Annotated in this window: 16 protein-coding genes and 1 riboswitch; all 16 genes read left to right on the top strand. The window is 65.6% G+C overall.

Going from position 1 to position 16854, the window contains the following annotated elements; all coding sequences use genetic code 11:
• Nucleotides 1-18: 18 nt before the first annotated feature.
• Nucleotides 19-234: riboswitch (yybP-ykoY riboswitch) on the bottom strand.
• A gap of 544 nt (nucleotides 235-778) precedes the next feature.
• Genes LPA34_RS19635 through LPA34_RS19560 form a run of 16 tightly spaced genes read left to right on the top strand, consistent with a single transcriptional unit; the run spans nucleotide 779 to nucleotide 16844 of the window.
• Nucleotides 779-1480, top strand: a complete 702-nt coding sequence (locus tag LPA34_RS19635) for a beta-ketoacyl synthase chain length factor (RefSeq protein ID WP_228981299.1) — start codon at nucleotides 779-781, stop codon at nucleotides 1478-1480.
• A complete protein-coding gene (locus LPA34_RS19630) occupies nucleotides 1464-2258 on the top strand; it encodes a lysophospholipid acyltransferase family protein (protein WP_228981327.1) in 795 nt (264 codons plus the stop codon). The genes LPA34_RS19635 and LPA34_RS19630 overlap by 17 nt, the downstream gene beginning before the upstream one ends.
• On the top strand, nucleotides 2233-2532 hold the full coding sequence (locus tag LPA34_RS19625) for a phosphopantetheine-binding protein (RefSeq protein WP_228981298.1): 300 nt from the start codon (nucleotides 2233-2235) through the stop codon (nucleotides 2530-2532). Before LPA34_RS19630 ends, LPA34_RS19625 begins: the two co-directional genes overlap by 26 nt.
• A gap of 3 nt (nucleotides 2533-2535) precedes the next feature.
• Nucleotides 2536-2787, top strand: coding sequence for an acyl carrier protein (locus tag LPA34_RS19620; protein ID WP_228981297.1), 252 nt, complete (start codon nucleotides 2536-2538; stop codon nucleotides 2785-2787).
• Complete coding sequence (locus tag LPA34_RS19615; protein ID WP_228981296.1) at nucleotides 2787-3428, top strand: COG4648 family protein; 642 nt, start codon at nucleotides 2787-2789, stop codon at nucleotides 3426-3428. The genes LPA34_RS19620 and LPA34_RS19615 overlap by 1 nt, the downstream gene beginning before the upstream one ends.
• A 5-nt stretch (nucleotides 3429-3433) precedes the next feature.
• The gene (locus tag LPA34_RS19610; protein ID WP_228981326.1) at nucleotides 3434-5125 is read left to right on the top strand and encodes an AMP-binding protein; all 1692 of its coding nucleotides are present in this window, start codon (nucleotides 3434-3436) and stop codon (nucleotides 5123-5125) included.
• Nucleotides 5122-6861 (top strand): glycosyltransferase family 2 protein, encoded by a 1740-nt coding sequence (locus tag LPA34_RS19605; RefSeq protein WP_228981295.1) that lies wholly within the window; start codon nucleotides 5122-5124, stop codon nucleotides 6859-6861. The genes LPA34_RS19610 and LPA34_RS19605 overlap by 4 nt, the downstream gene beginning before the upstream one ends.
• Nucleotides 6848-8446, top strand: coding sequence for an HAL/PAL/TAL family ammonia-lyase (locus LPA34_RS19600; RefSeq protein ID WP_228981294.1), 1599 nt, complete (start codon nucleotides 6848-6850; stop codon nucleotides 8444-8446). The genes LPA34_RS19605 and LPA34_RS19600 overlap by 14 nt, the downstream gene beginning before the upstream one ends.
• The gene (locus LPA34_RS19595) at nucleotides 8443-8874 is read left to right on the top strand and encodes an acyl-CoA thioesterase (RefSeq protein WP_228981292.1); all 432 of its coding nucleotides are present in this window, start codon (nucleotides 8443-8445) and stop codon (nucleotides 8872-8874) included. Before LPA34_RS19600 ends, LPA34_RS19595 begins: the two co-directional genes overlap by 4 nt.
• Complete coding sequence (locus LPA34_RS19590) at nucleotides 8862-9536, top strand: LolA family protein (protein WP_228981288.1); 675 nt, start codon at nucleotides 8862-8864, stop codon at nucleotides 9534-9536. The genes LPA34_RS19595 and LPA34_RS19590 overlap by 13 nt, the downstream gene beginning before the upstream one ends.
• Nucleotides 9536-11941, top strand: a complete 2406-nt coding sequence (locus tag LPA34_RS19585; RefSeq protein WP_228981285.1) for an MMPL family transporter — start codon at nucleotides 9536-9538, stop codon at nucleotides 11939-11941. The genes LPA34_RS19590 and LPA34_RS19585 overlap by 1 nt, the downstream gene beginning before the upstream one ends.
• Complete coding sequence (locus LPA34_RS19580) at nucleotides 11938-13122, top strand: beta-ketoacyl-[acyl-carrier-protein] synthase family protein (RefSeq protein ID WP_267478874.1); 1185 nt, start codon at nucleotides 11938-11940, stop codon at nucleotides 13120-13122. The genes LPA34_RS19585 and LPA34_RS19580 overlap by 4 nt, the downstream gene beginning before the upstream one ends.
• A gap of 38 nt (nucleotides 13123-13160) precedes the next feature.
• Nucleotides 13161-13652: a hotdog family protein gene (locus LPA34_RS19575; protein WP_228981324.1), complete on the top strand. Its 492-nt coding sequence runs from the start codon at nucleotides 13161-13163 to the stop codon at nucleotides 13650-13652.
• Nucleotides 13649-14374, top strand: a complete 726-nt coding sequence (locus tag LPA34_RS19570) for a 3-ketoacyl-ACP reductase FabG2 (protein ID WP_228981284.1) — start codon at nucleotides 13649-13651, stop codon at nucleotides 14372-14374. Before LPA34_RS19575 ends, LPA34_RS19570 begins: the two co-directional genes overlap by 4 nt.
• Nucleotides 14374-15600 (top strand): beta-ketoacyl-ACP synthase, encoded by a 1227-nt coding sequence (locus LPA34_RS19565; RefSeq protein WP_228981281.1) that lies wholly within the window; start codon nucleotides 14374-14376, stop codon nucleotides 15598-15600. Before LPA34_RS19570 ends, LPA34_RS19565 begins: the two co-directional genes overlap by 1 nt.
• Nucleotides 15601-15605: 5 nt before the next feature.
• Entirely contained in the window at nucleotides 15606-16844 is a 1239-nt protein-coding gene (locus LPA34_RS19560) for a beta-ketoacyl-[acyl-carrier-protein] synthase family protein (protein WP_228981323.1), read from the top strand.
• Nucleotides 16845-16854: the final 10 nt, after the last annotated feature.

The following is a 16854-nucleotide window of genomic DNA, read 5'->3' as shown; positions in this document are numbered from 1 at the left end:
GTTGTGATGGTTTTCCCGGGCCGTGATGAACGAGCGACGACCCACAACCAGCCGGACCCTGTAGCGGCAGCTGTGGATCATCGGTCTCGCCAGGCCTCAAGGCTGCGTCTGCCATGGCCGTACAGGCCAGGTCTGTTGACAGGCGCCCCCGCGTGACACGTGCGCGGCGCGGTCTTCATGACTGAAAGACTGCGCGGACATGCAGCAGGGCGGCTACTCCCCAATGAGGGGCGGATTATAACACGCGGTTTTCGGGTCGCTGCGCCCCGCCTGGCGCGCCTGGGCCCCGTCCGCAGTCCCTTTCAACCTGATGTCGCAGATGCGACGCGTGCAAACCGTCCAGATGCCGGCGGATGGCGCAAACATTTCTTTCCGAAAGTAAAAAGGGCGATATGAAAATGCGAGAGCGGTTCACCACATTTCGTCAGCATGCGAAAGGGTTTGAGGCCGTCCAAGACTACATTTACGTTTCCGTGGCGGCGTTAAGACGGATACAGATAGATACGTCTTTCGTGGCTGATTTAATCCACAATATTCAGTATGATGCCGGCGACCGCCGGGGAATCCGAGTCTAACTAACATCATGTCCGGTGAGTCCGCCCCTAAATAATCCGGGGCATCGGCCGTTAATTCACCTGAACACATATAAATAACGAGACTGGATTGACCCTTGCGGCGTCTGCCCCCGGGCTGGGCGGCGCCCGTGTGTCGCCTTCCGGCCGGCGCGCCAGATGGGGCGCCAGCAGCCTTAGCCGCTTTCAATCGCGCGAACACCGATATGCCCGATCTGCACTGGACTATTCCGGTTGCTCGCTGGTCTTCCTGGCCTGCCGCCGCAGCCACCGCCCCCGATATCGGCTTCATCGAGCCGATCGTACGGCGGCGACTGAGCACACTGTCGCGCGCCGCGCTGAAGGTGGCGCACGACTGCGTGGGCGATGACGTCGCCGCCGTGCGCACGGTATTTGCATCGCGACATGGCGAACTGCGCCGCACCACCGACATCCTGCGCGCCATCAGCGCGGGCGAACCCGTATCGCCGACCGCGTTCAGTCTTTCGGTTCTCAACGCGATGACGGGCGTGTTCGGCATCGCCCGCGGCGACCGTTCGCCGGCGAGCGCGATTTCGGCGGGCGCCGAGACCCTTGGCTACGCATTGCTGGAAGCGCATGCGCAATACGCGAGCGATCCCGCCACGCCCGTGCTGCTCGTCTACGCCGATGAACCCGCCGATCCCGCGTACGGCACGATCGAAGACGAAGTGCAGGGCGGCGCACTTGCCATCCTGCTCGACGCGGCCGCAACCGCAGGCCAGCTGACGTGTACGATTGCCCGCGCGCCGGACGCCGGCGATGCGTCGTTCGCCGTATTCCCGACACAGAGTCAGGCCGTGCATCACTGCCTCGACACGCACGCGAACGCGGTATGGCAGGGCGCAGGCGCAATCTGGCAATGGAGCTGGCATCATGGCGCGGCTTGAGTTCGTGTGGCGGCTGACCGCAACCGGCCTCGCGATGGCGGTGTTCGGGATATGCGGTTTCCTGTTTTCCGTGATCGTGTTTCCGCTCGCGTGGCTATGGCCGCACCGGGCGTCACGGCAACGTGCGGTGACCACGGTCATTCACGGATTTTTCCGCGCGCTCGTGGCCGTGCTGCAGTTCGCCGGCGTGATGAAGCTCGAAGTCGAGGGCGGCGACGCACTGCGCACCCGCCGTCCGGCGGTCGTCGTGGCGAATCATCCGACGTGGCTCGACGTGATGGTGCTGCTCTCGCTCACGCCGCACGCGTGCTGCGTCGTGAAGAACGCGCATTGGCGCAACCCGTGCTTTTACGGCATCGTGCGGGCGGCCGAATACGTGAGCAACGCGGACCCGGTCGAGCTCGTCGAGGCAGGCTCGCGGCAACTCGAAGCCGGCTATACGATGATCGTCTTTCCGGAGGGCACGCGCAGCCCCGCGCAGAACCGTCTGCACGCGTTTTCACGCGGGTTCGCGCACATGGCGATCAAGGCGGGCACGCCGATCCTGCCCGTGCTGATGAATTGCGATCCGCCCGTTTTCACGAAAGAGATGCGCTGGTACGACGTGCCGGCGCGCGCATTTTGCATGCGCGTGAGCGTGCTCGAGCCGGTTGGCGTCGAACAGCTTTCAGCCCACGAGACTTCGCCGGCACTTGCCGCGCGTTCCGTGACCAGCGCCATCGAGGCCCACATTACCCAGCATCTGTTCGACTATGGATTCTTTAAAACTGGAAATTAAGCAGCTCCTGATCGCCGCTTTGGATCTGGAGGACCTGACACCTGCCGACATCGACGACGATGCGCCGCTCTTCGATACCGATGGCATCGGTCTCGATTCGATCGACGCGCTCGAGATCGGCATCGTGCTGCGAAAACAATACCAACTGACCATCGCTGCGAACGACGAACGCACGCGCGAGCATTTCCGCTCGATCAACACGCTGGCGGCGTTTGTCGCCAGCCAGCGCGAGCCGGTGCACGCAGCGAACGAAACCGCAGGAAAAGGGGAGTAAATCGTGAACGAGGCAGACATTCTTGAGCGCATCCGCGCCATCTTCAAGGAGAACTTCGCGATCGAGCCCGAGCGCGTGACGCCCGGGGCGAATCTGTTCGAAGATCTCGATCTGGACAGCATCGATGCAGTCGATCTCGCGATCAAGCTGCAGGAGATGACGGGCCGACGCATCAAGCCCGAGGAGTTCAAGTCGGTGCGCACGGTCGGCGACGTGATCGGCGCGGTCGAATCGCTGCTGGCGGCGCAGGGCTGATGCAGTCTGCTCCGTCAGACGCACCGGACGCTACGGCAGGCGGGGTGCGTCGGGTGCTGGGCGCGATCGTGCAGGTGTTGTTGAAGCTGGCGTATCCCGCGTTGATCCTGTGCGCCTGGAAGTGGGACACGCCGCGCTACGTCGGGCTCATGCTGTTCGCCATCCTGTGGTTGCAGCGCTGGGCGGGGACCGGCAGCGTGGCGTCGTCGCTGCGCAGGCTGACGGCCGTCGACTGGTGCGTCGCGGGCCTGTTGAGCTGCGCTTCGGCCGCCATCGTCGCGACCAACAGCGAGATGCTGCTGCGTATTTACCCGTCGCTCGTCAACCTTGGCCTGCTGATCGCGTTTGGCGCGACGCTCGTGCGCGGGCCGACGATGATCGAGAAATTCGCGCGCATCAGAACGCCCGATCTCAGTGCGCCGGCCGTGCTGCACACGCGCCGCGTCACCCAGATCTGGTGCGGATTCTTCGCGCTGAACGGCACGTTCTCCGCGTATACGGCGTTCTTCTGGACGCGCGAGGCGTGGTCGCTCTATAACGGCGCGATCGCGTACGTCCTGGTCGGCGTGCTGCTGATCGGTGAAATCGTCTGGCGCTATCTCGTGGTGCTGCCGCGCGCGGCGCGCTCGGGGGCGGCATGAGCACATTGATCGCGCTGCACGATCTGCTGCTACCGGTGCGAACCGACGCGACCCCCGTGTGCCGCAACGGCGACACGGTGACCGGTTTCGCCACGTTTCGCGCGCGAGTCCTGAGCCTCGCGGATACGTTGCACGCGCAACCGTCGACGCGCTACGCGCTGTGCGTCGACGACGCTTACGATTTCGCGTGTGCGCTGTTCGCGCTCTTTGCCGCCGGCAAGGAGCCCGTGATTCCCGCGAACGCGACGCCAGGCTACCTCGCCGATCTTTCGGACGCGTTCGATGCCGTGCTGACCGACGCCAGCCTGCACGCGCTCTTCGCCGATGCGCCGCAAAAGCCAGGCATGCGGATCGCGACCATCGATCCCGTCGCGCCGCTCATGCTCTACACATCGGGCAGCAGCGGCCGGCCGAAGCCGATCCACAAGACGCTCGCGCAGTTCGACGCCGAAGTGCACACGCTCGAAACGCAGTGGGGCGCAACCGTCGGCGATGCGACGGTGCTGGCGAGCGTTCCGCATCATCACATTTACGGGTTGCTGTTTCGCGTCCTGTGGCCGCTTGCCGCCGGTCGCGCGTTCGACCGTTTAGTCTGCATCGATCCGATGCAGTTGCAGGAGCGCATCGATCGATGTGGCGCAAACGCCGTGCTGGTGTCGACGCCGGCGCAACTGTCGCGCTGGCCCGCGCTCGCGGGTTTTGCCACGCTCGCGCCTGTGCCGCGTGTGGTCTTTTCGTCGGGCGGTCCGCTCGCACGGGATACCGCGCGCGAATACGCCGCCGCGTTCGGTGCGGCGCCCGTCGAAATCTACGGCAGCACCGAGACGGGCGGTATCGCCTGGCGGCAGCAGAGCGAATCGGAGGCGTGGCAGCCGGTGGCCGGTATCGAAGTGCGTCGCGATGAAGACGGCGCGCTCAACGTGCGCTCGCCGCATCTCGATCACGACGGCTGGCACCGCACCGACGACGCCATCACGTTCGACGACGATGGCCGGTTCCGTCTGCGAGGCCGGCTCGATCGCGTGATCAAGCTCGAAGGCAAGCGGCTTTCGCTGCCCGAGCTCGAAGTGCGGCTTGCGCTGCACCCGTACGTCGCACAGGCGGCGGTCGTGCCGCTCGCGGGCGCGTCGCGCGAACGTGTCGGTGCGCTCATCGCACTCACCGATGCAGGCAGCACCGCGCTGCGCGGCGAAGGCCGGCTCGCGCTGACGAAAATCTTGCGACGTCATCTCGCGGCCTGGTTCGACGTCGTCGTGTTGCCGCGGCACTGGCGTTTTCGCAGCACGTTGCCGTTCGATGCGCGCGGCAAGCTGCCGGCCGCCGCCGTGGCCGCCGCGTTCGAGGCGCGCAGCGAAGGCGTCGAGGTGCTCGCCGAAGCGCGCACCGGCGACGAAGTGCATTACGACCTGCGCGTGCCGCCGGAACTGGCGCATTTCGCGGGTCATTTTCCTGGCTTGCCGATTCTGCCGGGCGTCGTGCAGGTCGACTGGGCGATTCGTCTTGCAGCGGAACATGTTCCTGATGCACGCGCCATTGCTTCGGTCGACCGGCTGAAGTTCATGGCCCCCGTGCCGCCCGGCGCGACGTTGAGCCTGAAGCTCTCGCACGATGCGACGCGCCGTCGCGTGCAGTTCGCCTACCGGCTTGGCGAGCGCGAATGCGCGTCGGGCGTGATCGTGTACCGGGAGCGCGTATGAACTTCGCGCCCTGCATCGTGATTCCGATCTACAACCACAAGGACGCGATTGGTTCGACCGTCGCGCATCTGGCGGTGCACGGCCTGCCGCTTTTCGTCGTCGACGATGGCAGCGATGAAGCCACGCAGCACGTGCTCGCCGCGCTGGCAGCGCAATACGCGGGACAGGTGACGCTGTTGCGTCTGCCGGTGAACGGTGGCAAGGGCGCGGCCGTGATGGCCGGCCTGCGCGCCGCCCGCGCGGCAGGTTACACGCACGGGTTACAGATCGACGCCGACGGCCAGCATGACGCCGCCGACGTGCCGCGTTTCATCGACGCGGCCCGCGCCGAGCCCGGCGCGGTGATACTCGGGCGGCCGGTATACGACGAAAGCGTGCCGAAGTCGCGTTTGTATGGCCGCTATCTGACGCATGTGTGGGTGTGGATCGAAACGCTGTCGTTCGAGATTCGCGATTCGATGTGCGGATTTCGCATGTATCCGCTCGATCTCGCCTGCGCGCTGATCGACAGCGTCGCGCTGCCCACGCGCATGGATTTCGACATCGAGATTCTCGTGCGTCTCTACTGGCGTCGCATCGCGTTTCGCGCGATTCCGACGCGCGTGACGTACGCGACCGACGGCATCTCGCACTTCGACGTGCTGTGGGACAACGTGCGCATCAGCCGAAGCCATACGCGGCTCGTCGCGGGCATGCTGCTGCGTTTGCCGTTGCTGCTCGCGCACAAGGTGATGACGCGACGCGCGGTGCCCTCGCTCGATGCCGATGCCGCAAATGATGGAAAGCGTGGTCAGCACTGGTGGCGCATCGCTGAGCGCGGCAGCCAGCCAGGCATGTCGTTGCTCGCGCTAAGTTGCCGGCTTTTCGGCATGCGCTTTACCGCGTTGTGGCTGCATCCCGTGGTCGCGTACTTTCTGTTGACGGGCCGTGCCGCGCGCGTGGCGTCGCATAACTATTTCGCGCATCTCGCGCGGGTGTCATCACCCGACGCGAAAACGCCGCGCCCAGGCTGGCTCTCCGCGTACCGGCAGATGCTGGCGTTCGCGCAGTCCGGTCTCGACAAGCTCGCTGCGTGGTCGGGGCGCGTCGACATGAAGGACGTGCGGTTCGACGATCCGCGAGCGTTCGAGGCGTTGAGCGCGAGTGGCCGCGGCGCGCTCGTGATCGGCGCGCATCTCGGCAACCTGGAAATGACGCGTGCGCTCGCCGCGCGCGGCGCGCACACGAAGGTGACCGCGATTGTCTATACGGAACACGCGCGACGCTTTAACAGCGTGCTTGCTTCGTCGAACAGCGACTTCACGCGGCGGCTGGTCGAAGTCAGCGACTTCGGTCCGGAAACCGCGATGATGATGCAGGAGCGCGTCGATGCCGGCGAGCTGCTCGTGATCGTCGGCGATCGCGTGCCGGCGCACGAAACAGGACGCACGACCGAGGCGCAGTTTCTCGGTGCGACCGCGCCGTTCGCGCAGGGGCCCTATGTGCTCGCGCATGCGTTGGGTTGCCCGGTGTACCTGTTCTTCTGTATCCGGGAGCAGTCTGGCTACCGGCTTTATTTCGAACCGTTCGCGGAGCGCATCGACCTGCCGCGCCGCGAACGCGCGCAGCATCTTGCTGCATGGGCGCAGCGCTACGCCGCACGCCTCGAACACTACTGTCGCAAGGCGCCGTTTCAATGGTTCAACTTTTTCGATTTCTGGGCGCGCCCAGGTGGAGGCGCGAATGGCCGAACATGATCTGATCGACGATGCCGGGCTCGATGCGCAACCCGCCGTCGACAAGGCAATCGTCATCGGCGGACGCCGGCTGACGATCGAAGACGTGGTCGCGATCGCGGAGCGTCGCGCGCCCGTCGCGCTGAGCGACGATCCGGCATGGCGCTCGCGCATCGAGCGCGGCGCGGATTTTCTGCGCAGGCATCTCGCCTCGGGCGCGACGGTGTACGGCGTCAACACCGGCTATGGCGACGCATGCGTGGTCGACGTACCGATGGGCCTCGTCGAAGCATTGCCATTGCAGCTCACGCGTTACCACGGCTGCGGCATGGGCGTGCATCTCGACGACGCCCAGACGCTTGCCGTGATCGCCGCGCGCCTCAACTCGCTCGCGTATGGTTTCTCGGGCGTACGACCTGTCCTGCTCGACCGTCTCGCCGATCTCATCAACCATCGCGTGCTGCCGCGCATTCCGTCGGAAGGGTCGGTGGGCGCAAGCGGCGATCTGACGCCGCTGTCGTATGTTGCCGCCGCGCTGGTCGGCGAGCGCGACGTGCTGTTCGAAGGCCAGTTGCGCGACGCGTCGGACGTGTGGGCGCAACTCGGCCACATGCCGCTCAGGCTCGCGCCGAAGGAAGGCCTTGCGTTGATGAACGGCACCGCCGTGATGACCGGTCTCGCGTGTCTCGCATTCGCGCGTGCCGATCATCTGACACGGCTTGCCGCGCGTCTCACCGCGCTCTCGACGGTCGCGCTCGACGGACGTGCCGCGCATTTCGACGCGCTGCTGTTCGAAGCGAAGCCGCATGCCGGTCAGGCGGAAGCCGCCGCGTGGATCCGCGAGGATCTGGCGGGCCGCGCCGATACGCCGGGGCATCGTTTGCAGGACCGCTATTCGATTCGCTGCGCGCCGCATGTGATCGGCGTCGCGCGCGATGCGTTGTCGTGGGTACGGCGCGACGTCGAGAATGAACTGAACAGCGCCAACGATAACCCGCTGATCGATCCCGACGGCGAGCGTGTGCTGCACGGCGGCAACTTCTACGGCGGACACATCGCGTTCGCGATGGATTCGCTGAAAGTGGCCGTCGCGAATCTCGCCGACCTGATGGACCGCCAGCTCGCGCTGCTCGTCGACGACAAGTTCAACAATGGTCTGCCGCGCAACCTGTCGGGCGCGTCGCCTGCGCGCGCGCCGATCAATCACGGCTTCAAGGCCGTGCAGATTTCGTCGTCCGCGTGGACGGCCGAAGCGCTCAAGCTGACGATGCCCGCGAGCGTCTTTTCACGTTCGACCGAAGCGCACAATCAGGACAAGGTCAGCATGGGCACGATCGCCGCACGCGACTGCCTGCGCATACTCGAACTGACCGCGCAGGTCGCGGCGGCGCATACGCTCGCGACGGTTCAGGCGGTGCGGCTGCGTTTGCGCATGAACGAAACGACGCCCGTGCCCGCGCCACTCCACGCGTTCGCTGGGCGTGTGAGCGCGCAGTCGCCGTTCGTCGACGAAGATCGCGCACTCGAACCCGACCTGCGCGCGTTGACCGCGCGCATCGTGGAGTGCGCGTTGATCGACGGCTATCGCGGAGAGCACATCGCATGACCGGAACCGGCAAGGTGCTCAGGGCGAGCGCGACGGTCGAAGTGCCGTTTCATGACGTCGACGCCATGGACGTCTGCTGGCACGGCCATTATCTGAAGTACTTCGAGATCGGTCGCGCGGCGCTGCTGCGCGCGTTCGACTACGACTATCCCGAGATGCGTGCCTCGGGTTATCTGTGGCCGATTGTCGAGGCGCATCTGAAATACGTGCGACCGGCCACGTACGGTCAGCGCATCGACGTGTGCACCGAACTGCTCGAATATGAAAACCGCTTGAAGATCGGTTACGAGATCGTCGACAGCGTGACGGGCACGCGACTCACGAAGGGCTATACGATCCAGGTGGCGGTCGACGCGGCGACGCAGGAACTGCAGTTCGTCTCGCCGCCCGTCGTGTTCGAACGGCTGGAGCGTGCATGGTCACGTTAAAACTTCGCGCGTACGTATTCGCGGCGGCGATCGCGTTGACGCTACCGATGTCGTCGCTGCCCGCACGCGCCGCGGGCACGCAGCAGGCGGCATCGCCAAACGACACGCAACTGGTCCAGCAGATCGCCGGTCGTCTCGCGCAGGCGAAAGGCATCCGCGCGCAGTTCACGCAGACACAGACGTTGTCCGCGATGAACCGGCCGCTCGTGAGCACGGGCTCGCTCGTGTTCTTCCGCGAGCGCGGCGTGATCTGGCAGATCGATACGCCCTACAAGGCGACATACGTCATCACCGATGCGGGCGTCGCGCAGGTCGACGCGAACGGCAAGCCTTTCACGGCGAATCGCCAGCCTCAGGGCGCGCGTGGCGTCGCGCAGGTTTCGAAGATGATGCGTGCGATGCTGGGCGGCGATCTCTCGGCGCTCTATTCGCAGTTCGACGTGAAGGCGGACGGCACGACCGCGCAATGGCGCATGCAGCTGACCCCGAACCAGCCGCAGCTCGCGCAGTCCATCAAGGGATTGCAGATGGAAGGCGGAGATTATCTGAAGACGCTGCGCATCACGCTCGCCAACGGTGATGTCACGCAGATCGGGTTCGCGAACAGCAACGCCATCGACGCGCTCGATCCGGCCGATCTCGCGCTGCTGGGGGCGAAGTAATGCAGGTGCTGCAGCAACGCGCCGCGCGGCACACATGGGGCATTCGTGCCGCGTGGCTGCTGCTCGCCGTGGTCGCGTCGCTGTATTGCGTGTGGCGGTTCACGGTCGGCTCGCCGTTGCAGACCAATCTGCTCGCGCTGCTTCCCGCCACCGAGGCGGACCCCGTCGCCGAAAAAGCCGTCGATACGCTCGCGGCCGCGCTGGGCGACCGCACGGTGCTGCTCGTCACATCGAACGATGCGACGCATGCGAAGGCCGCCGCGAAAGCGCTGGGTGCGACGCTCTCGAAGAGCGGCGCGTTCGCTTCCGTGATCGCGGAACTGCCGCCGTTCGATACTTCGCAGATCGCGCGTCTTTATCTGCCGTATCGCTTCAATCTGCTCGCGCCCGACGATCGCGCCGCGCTTGCGGGCGGTCCCGCCGCACTGCACGACGCGCTTGCGCAACGTTTATACAGCCCGATGCAGGGCGGCCTGTCCACCCCCGTCGCCGACGATCCATTCGGCTGGCTTCAGCACTGGATGGCCGGCCTGCCGCTCGCCACGTCGAATCTGGCAATCGAGGACGGCCTGCTGGTCGCGCACCGGGGCGCGGCGACGAGCGTGCTGATCGTTGCCACATTACCCGGCTCGGCATACGAATCGGAGACCCAGCATGCGGTGATGGAAACCGTCGCGCACGGTGAAGCCGCGCTGAAAACGACATGGCCCGACGTCACGCTGGCCCGCACCGGTGCTGTGTTTTATGCGCAATCCGCGCGCGCCGCATCCGAGCGCGAGGTGCATCTGATCGGCGTGGCGTCGATTTGCGGCATCGCGTTACTGATGCTGTGGGTGTTCCGCTCGCCGCGTCTGTTGCTGCTGGGTTTCGTATCGACGGCGCTCGGCGTTGTCTGCGCGCTCGCGGTGACGATGCTGGTGTTCGGCAAGCTGCATCTGCTGACGCTCGTGTTCGGCGCGAGCCTGATCGGCGAAGCGGTCGACTATTCGATCCAGTACTTCGTCGTGTACCTCGGCGGCGCTCGCGACTGGGAACCGCGGCGCGGCGCGCGCGAAGTCCGCCCTGCACTGAGCGTTGCGCTCGCGACGAGCCTGCTCGGCTACGCGATCCTCGCCTGGGTGCCGTTTCCCGCGTTGAGGCAGATTGCCTGTTTCGCGATCGTCGGGATCTGCACGGCGTTCGCATCGGTGCTGTGGCTGTTGCCCGCGTTACTGATGCATGCGCCGAAGCGCACGCCGCAGCGGATCTTCAACGGCGGCGCCACCTTGCTTCGGCGATGGCAGGCCGCAATCGGCGGACGCCGCGCATGGGGCGTGGCGGTGCTACTCGTGATCGTCGCGATTCCGGGCTGGCTGCGTCTCACGAGCGACGACGATATTCATCTGCTGATCCAGCGCGATCCGGCGCTCGTCGCGCAGGAGCAGAAAGTGCGTGACGCGATTGGCGTCGACAACAGCGCGCAGTTCTTCGTCGTGCGAGGCGAGACGCCCGAAACGGTGCTGCAGCGCGCGGAAGCGCTCGGCGCGCTGACGGGCAAGCTGAAAACGAACGGCTGGCAATCGGTGACTTCGTTCGTGCCTTCCGCGAAGCGTCAGCGGGAAGATCGCGCGCTGCTCGCGCAGCACGTATTCAACGATCCCGTCGCGTTACGCGCGATGCTGATCGATGCGGGTTTTCGCGACGCGGTCGCCGACGCGTGGCTGAAGGCGTGGGCGCAGTCCGGACAGTCCGTGCTGACGGTCGATCAATGGCTCGCCGCGCCGTGGTCGCAGCCGTACCGGCATCTCTGGCTCGGCCAGGTCGATGCCGGTGCGAATGCTGCATCGCACGGTTATGCCGCTGTCGTGATCCCGCAAGGCGTCACGCCTGACAATCAGGCGGCATTGATCGCCACCGCGCACGCGTTGCCGGGCGTCGTGTTCGTCGACAAGGCGGCGAGCGTGTCGTCGCTGTTCGGCGAGTACCGTGTCGATAGCGGGATCTGGCTTGCGGGCGCGCTCGCGCTCGTGATGGCGTTGCTGATGGTGCGCTACCGGCCGCGCGGCGGCATCATGGTGACATTGCCGGTTCTGCTCGCCGTCGGCGTGACGCTTGCGGTGTTCGGCTACGCGCGCATACCGCTCAATCTCTTCAACTGGCTTGCGTTGATGCTCGTACTTGGCGTCGGCGCAAACTATGCTGTATTTCTGCGCGAAGGGTGCATACGCGCGCCGCACGAACTCGGCGCGGTGTGGACCGGCGTGCTGCTTTCGGCATCGACGACGTTGCTGTCGTTCGGTCTGCTCGCATTGAGCGCGATGCCCGCGCTGAAAAGTTTTGGCGCGACGCTGGCGCTCGGGATTGCCGTTTCGGTGCTGCTTGCGCCGGCCGGCATGCCGTCACAGGATGAAAGGAGGGCTACGTGAGCGTGTCACGAGTTTACTTACATGCCCTCGGCATGATCAACGCGCTCGGCGAAAATCTCGACGCAATCGTGCCGGCGCTGGCCGCGTGCCGCGCGCCCGGAATGGGCGTCGCGCACATGGGCATCGGCGATGCGTTCGTCGGCCGCGTGTGCGCGCCGCTCGACATTGCGCCGCCCGCGTCGCTCGCGCGATACGACTGCCGCAACAACCGCCTGCTGCTCGCCGCGTTGAAGCAGATCGAATCCGCGGTTCAGGCGGCGCGCGAACGGTATGGCGCGGACCGTATCGGCGTCGTGCTGGGCACGAGCACATCCGGCATCGATGCCGCCGAAACCGCGTTCGTCCATCAGGCGCAGGCGGGCGAGCTGCCCGCGAGCTTCAACTACCGGCAGATGGAAATCGGCACTGTCGCGCCGTTCGCGGCGGCCGTGCTGGGCATTCACGGCCCGGCATTCACGATTTCCACCGCGTGTACGTCGAGCGCCAAGGCGTTCGTTTCGGCGCGAAGGCTGCTGCAACTACGGCTTTGCGATGCGGTGATCGTCGGCGGTGTGGATTCCCTGTGCGAATTGACCGTGCAGGGTTTCGCCTCGCTCGAATCGACGAGCAACACGCGCACCAATCCGATGAGCCGCAACCGTAACGGTATCAACGTCGGCGAAGGTGCGGCACTGTTCCTGATGAGCCGCGACGAGGGTGCCGTGCGGCTCGCGGGCGCGGGTGAATCGAGCGACGCGCATCATATTTCGGCGCCGGACCCGCAGGGTGTCGGCGGTGAGATGGCATTGCGCGCCGCGCTGGATGATGCGGGACTGGCGCCGTCGGCGATCGGCTACGTGAATCTGCACGCCACCGCCACGCGCAAGAACGACGAGATGGAAGCGCATCTGATGTCGCGTGTTTTCGTGGAAGGCGTGGCGACGAGCGGCACGAAGCCGTTCACGGGTCATCAACTCGGCGCGGCGGGCGCGACCGAACTCGGCTTCGCATGGCTCACGCTCGCACGCGATGACGTCGCGCTGCCAAAGCATGTATGGGACGGCGAGGCCGACGCTGGATTGCCCGCGCTCGATCTCGTGGAGAGCGAGCGTTATCTGTCGCGGCCGGCCGGCCCGCAGTACGTGATGAGCAATTCGTTCGCCTTTGGCGGCAGTAACGTCAGCCTGATTCTCGGACGGTAATGGACGCGATGGATACCTCAACCGCCAGTGCTCACGCGATGCCCGTCGAACCGGAAGCGGGCGCGACATCGGGTCCGTTCGGGCCGATCGAAACGATCCTGCCGCATCGCGGCACGATGCTGCTGGTCGACGCCGTGCTGACGTACACCGACGAAACGCTGAGCGCCAGTGCGCACGTCGAAAGCGACGCGTGGTACGCCGACGCCGACGGCGCGATGCCCGCGTGGATCGGCATTGAACTGATGGCGCAGGCCATTGCGGCGCACGTCGCGCTGCTCGCGATGCGCGCGGGTGGCCGGGCGCGTCCGGGCGTGCTGCTCGGCTCGCGCAGTTACAGCGCGCTCGTGTCCGCGTTTGCCGCCGGTGCGCGCCTCACGATCGAGGCGAAGGAACTGCTGCGTAGCGAGGAAGGCCACAGCGCGTACGAATGCACGATCGATCACGACGGTGTGTGCTACGCGCAGGCCGTGATCAAGGTGTATCAGCCAGTCGACTTTCAGTCATTCATCGAAGGGAGCTTCAGCACATGAGCCGGCGTGTTCTCGTAACCGGTGCAAGCCGCGGCATCGGCCGCGCGATTGCCTACCAACTGGCCGCTGACGGCTTCACGGTATCCGTGCATTGCCGCACCGGACGTAGCGAAGCCGAGGCCGTGACGGCCGGCATCGCGGCGCAGGGCGGCGCGGCGCGCGTGCTGCAGTTCGACGTGCGCGAGCGCGCCGTGTGTCGCGAAGTGCTCGAAGCCGATATCGGCACATACGGACCGTACTACGGCATCGTGTGCAGCGCCGGCGTGACGCGCGATGCGGCGTTCCCCGCACTCACCGAAGAAGACTGGGACATCGTCATCGAAACCGGGCTCGACGCGTTCTACAACGTCGTGCATCCGCTGACGATGCCGATGGTGCGAGCGAAGAAGGGCGGCCGCATCGTCACGATCGCGTCGGTGTCCGGCGTCATCGGCAATCGCGGGCAGGTGAATTACAGCGCGGCGAAGGCCGGCCTGATCGGCGCGAGCAAGGCGCTGGCCGTCGAACTTGCGTCGCGCAACATCACGGTGAACTGCGTGGCGCCCGGGTTGATCGAAACCGGCATGCTCGACGACATGCCGCTCGAACATGCGCTGAAAACAGTGCCGATGAACCGCGTCGGCCAGCCGGCCGAAGTGGCTTCCGTGGTGAGCTTTCTGATGTCCGATGCCGCTTCGTATGTGACGCGGCAGGTCATCGGCGTGAACGGCGGGATGATCTGATGAAGCGCGTCGTCATTACCGGCATGGGCGGCGTCACGGCATTCGGCAGTGCGTGGGACGGCATCGAGGCCACGCTGCGCAGCGGCCGCAATGCCGTTCGACGCATGCCCGAATGGGATTATTTCGAATCGCTGCATACGCGGCTCGCGTGCCCACTGCCCGAATTCACGCTGCCTTCGCACTATCCGCGCAAGAAGACGCGTTCGATGGGCCTCGTATCGATGTACTCGGTGCGCGCAAGCGAGCTGGCGCTCACCGACGCGGGCCTCATCGACGACCCGACGATCAGCGACGGACGCATGGGTGTCGCGTACGGCTCGTCGTCCGGATCGGTGCAGCCGATCCGCGCGTTCGGCACGATGCTCGAAACCGGCTCGATGGGCGACGTCACGTCGAACAGCTACGTGCAGATGATGCCGCACACCACGGCCGTGAACGTCGGGTTGTTCTGGGAGCTGAAGGGGCGCATCGTGCCGACGTCGTGCGCGTGCGCATCGGGGAGCCAGGCAATCGGCTACGCGTATGAGGCGATCGCGACGGGCAGGCAGACGCTGATGCTCGCGGGCGGCGCCGAGGAACTGTCCGGTCCCGCGGTCGCCGTGTTCGATACGCTCTACGCGACGAGCACGCGCAACGACGAGCCGCATCTCACGCCGCGTCCGTTCGACGTCGCGCGCGACGGTCTCGTGGTCGGCGAAGGCGCGGCGACGCTCGTGCTCGAAGAGTACGGGCATGCGCTCGCGCGTGGCGCGCGCATTCATGCCGAGATCGTCGGTTTCGGCTGCAACTCGGATGGCGCGCACATGACGCAGCCCACCGCGGCGACGATGGCGTTCGCGATGCAGCTTGCGCTTCAGGATGCAAAGCTTCCGCCCGAAGCGATTGGGTACGTGAACGCACACGGCACGTCGACGGACCGCGGCGACGTCGCGGAAAGCCACGCGACCGCGCAGACATTCGGCGCGCACATGCCGATCAGCTCGCTGAAGAGCTATGTCGGCCATACGCTCGGCGCGTGTGGCGCGCTCGAAGCATGGTGGACGATCGAAATGATGAAGCGCAACTGGTATGCGCCCACGCTGAATCTGACCGATGTCGATCCGGCCTGTGCGCCGCTCGATTACATCGTCGGCGAAGGCCGCACGATCGACACCGAACATGTAATGACCAACAATTTCGCGTTCGGCGGCATCAATACGTCGCTGATTTTCAGGCGCGTGCCGTGAGCGTGATGGCAAAGCGCGGCATGCAGCGCGTCGTCGTGACCGGCATGGGCATCGTGTCGTGTCTTGGCAACGCGCTCGACGACGTGTCCTCCGCATTGCGCGCGGGGCGTGGCGGCATCACGCGTGTCGATGCATGGCGTGAGCGCGGTTTTGGCAGCCAGGTCGCCGGTGTTGCATCGGTGGCGAACGAGTTGCCGTTCGATCGCAAGCTCGAACGCTTCATGGGTGACACCGCGCGTTTCGCGGCCCATGCCGCGCGCAAGGCGATCGATGACGCCGCGCTCGATCCCGCTGCGTTGCGCTCGCCGCGCGCAGGCGCTGTGATCGGCTCGGGTGTCGGCACGATGTCGACGTACGACGCGGCGATGGCGGTCGCGAATGCGCGTGGCGTCGAGAAGACGCCGCCTTATACCGTGCCGCAGGCGATGAGCAGCACTGCTTCGGCGAATGTCGCGCAGGTGTTCGGCATCGAGGGCGTGACGTATTCGCCTTCGTCCGCGTGCACGACTTCTTCGCTCGCGATCGGACAGGCGATGCAGCTGATCCAGACAGGCCGCCAGGACATCGTGCTTGCGGGCGGCAGCGAATCGCTGCACGACAACATGACGCTGATGTTCGACGCGATGGGCGCGTTGTCCCGGCGTTTCAACGACACACCCGGGAATGCATCGCGTCCGTACGACGTGGCGCGAGACGGTTTTGTGATGGCGTCGGGCGGCGGCGTGCTGGTGCTCGAATCGCTGGAGCATGCGCTCGCACGCGGCGCGCGCATTTACGCCGGGCTGACCGGTTTCGGACATTGCACCGACGGCGCCGGGATGGTCACGCCGCACGCGAGCGGCATTGCACGCGCAATGCGCGAGGCGCTCGACGAATCCGGTGCACGTCCCGACTACATCAACACGCATGCACCTTCGACGCCACGCGGCGACGCTGAGGAACTGCTCGCGCTGCAGTCGATTTTCGGCGCGGAGATTCCCGCGTTTTCCTCGACGAAGGGATTGACCGGACATCCGCTTGGCGCGTGCGGCGCGCACGAGGCAATCTACGCGTTGCTGATGATGCGTGACGGTTTCATCGCGGGAACGACAGGAATCGAAGTTCCCGATCCGGCTCTGGATCTCGACCGGTTGCCGCTCGTGCGCGAGTCGCGTGAAGCGTCGATCGACACGGCGATGTCAGTTTCGTTCGGGTTCGGCGGGAGTTGTGCGAGCCTGGTGTTGAGTGCCTGGAAAGGCGTGTGAAGTAAAAGAA

It is taken from the genome of Paraburkholderia gardini (assembly GCF_907164575.1).
GTDB lineage: Bacteria > Pseudomonadota > Gammaproteobacteria > Burkholderiales > Burkholderiaceae > Paraburkholderia > Paraburkholderia gardini.
The sequence above is the reverse complement of the archived record's forward strand: the minus strand, read 5'-3'. Positions and strand labels throughout refer to the sequence as shown.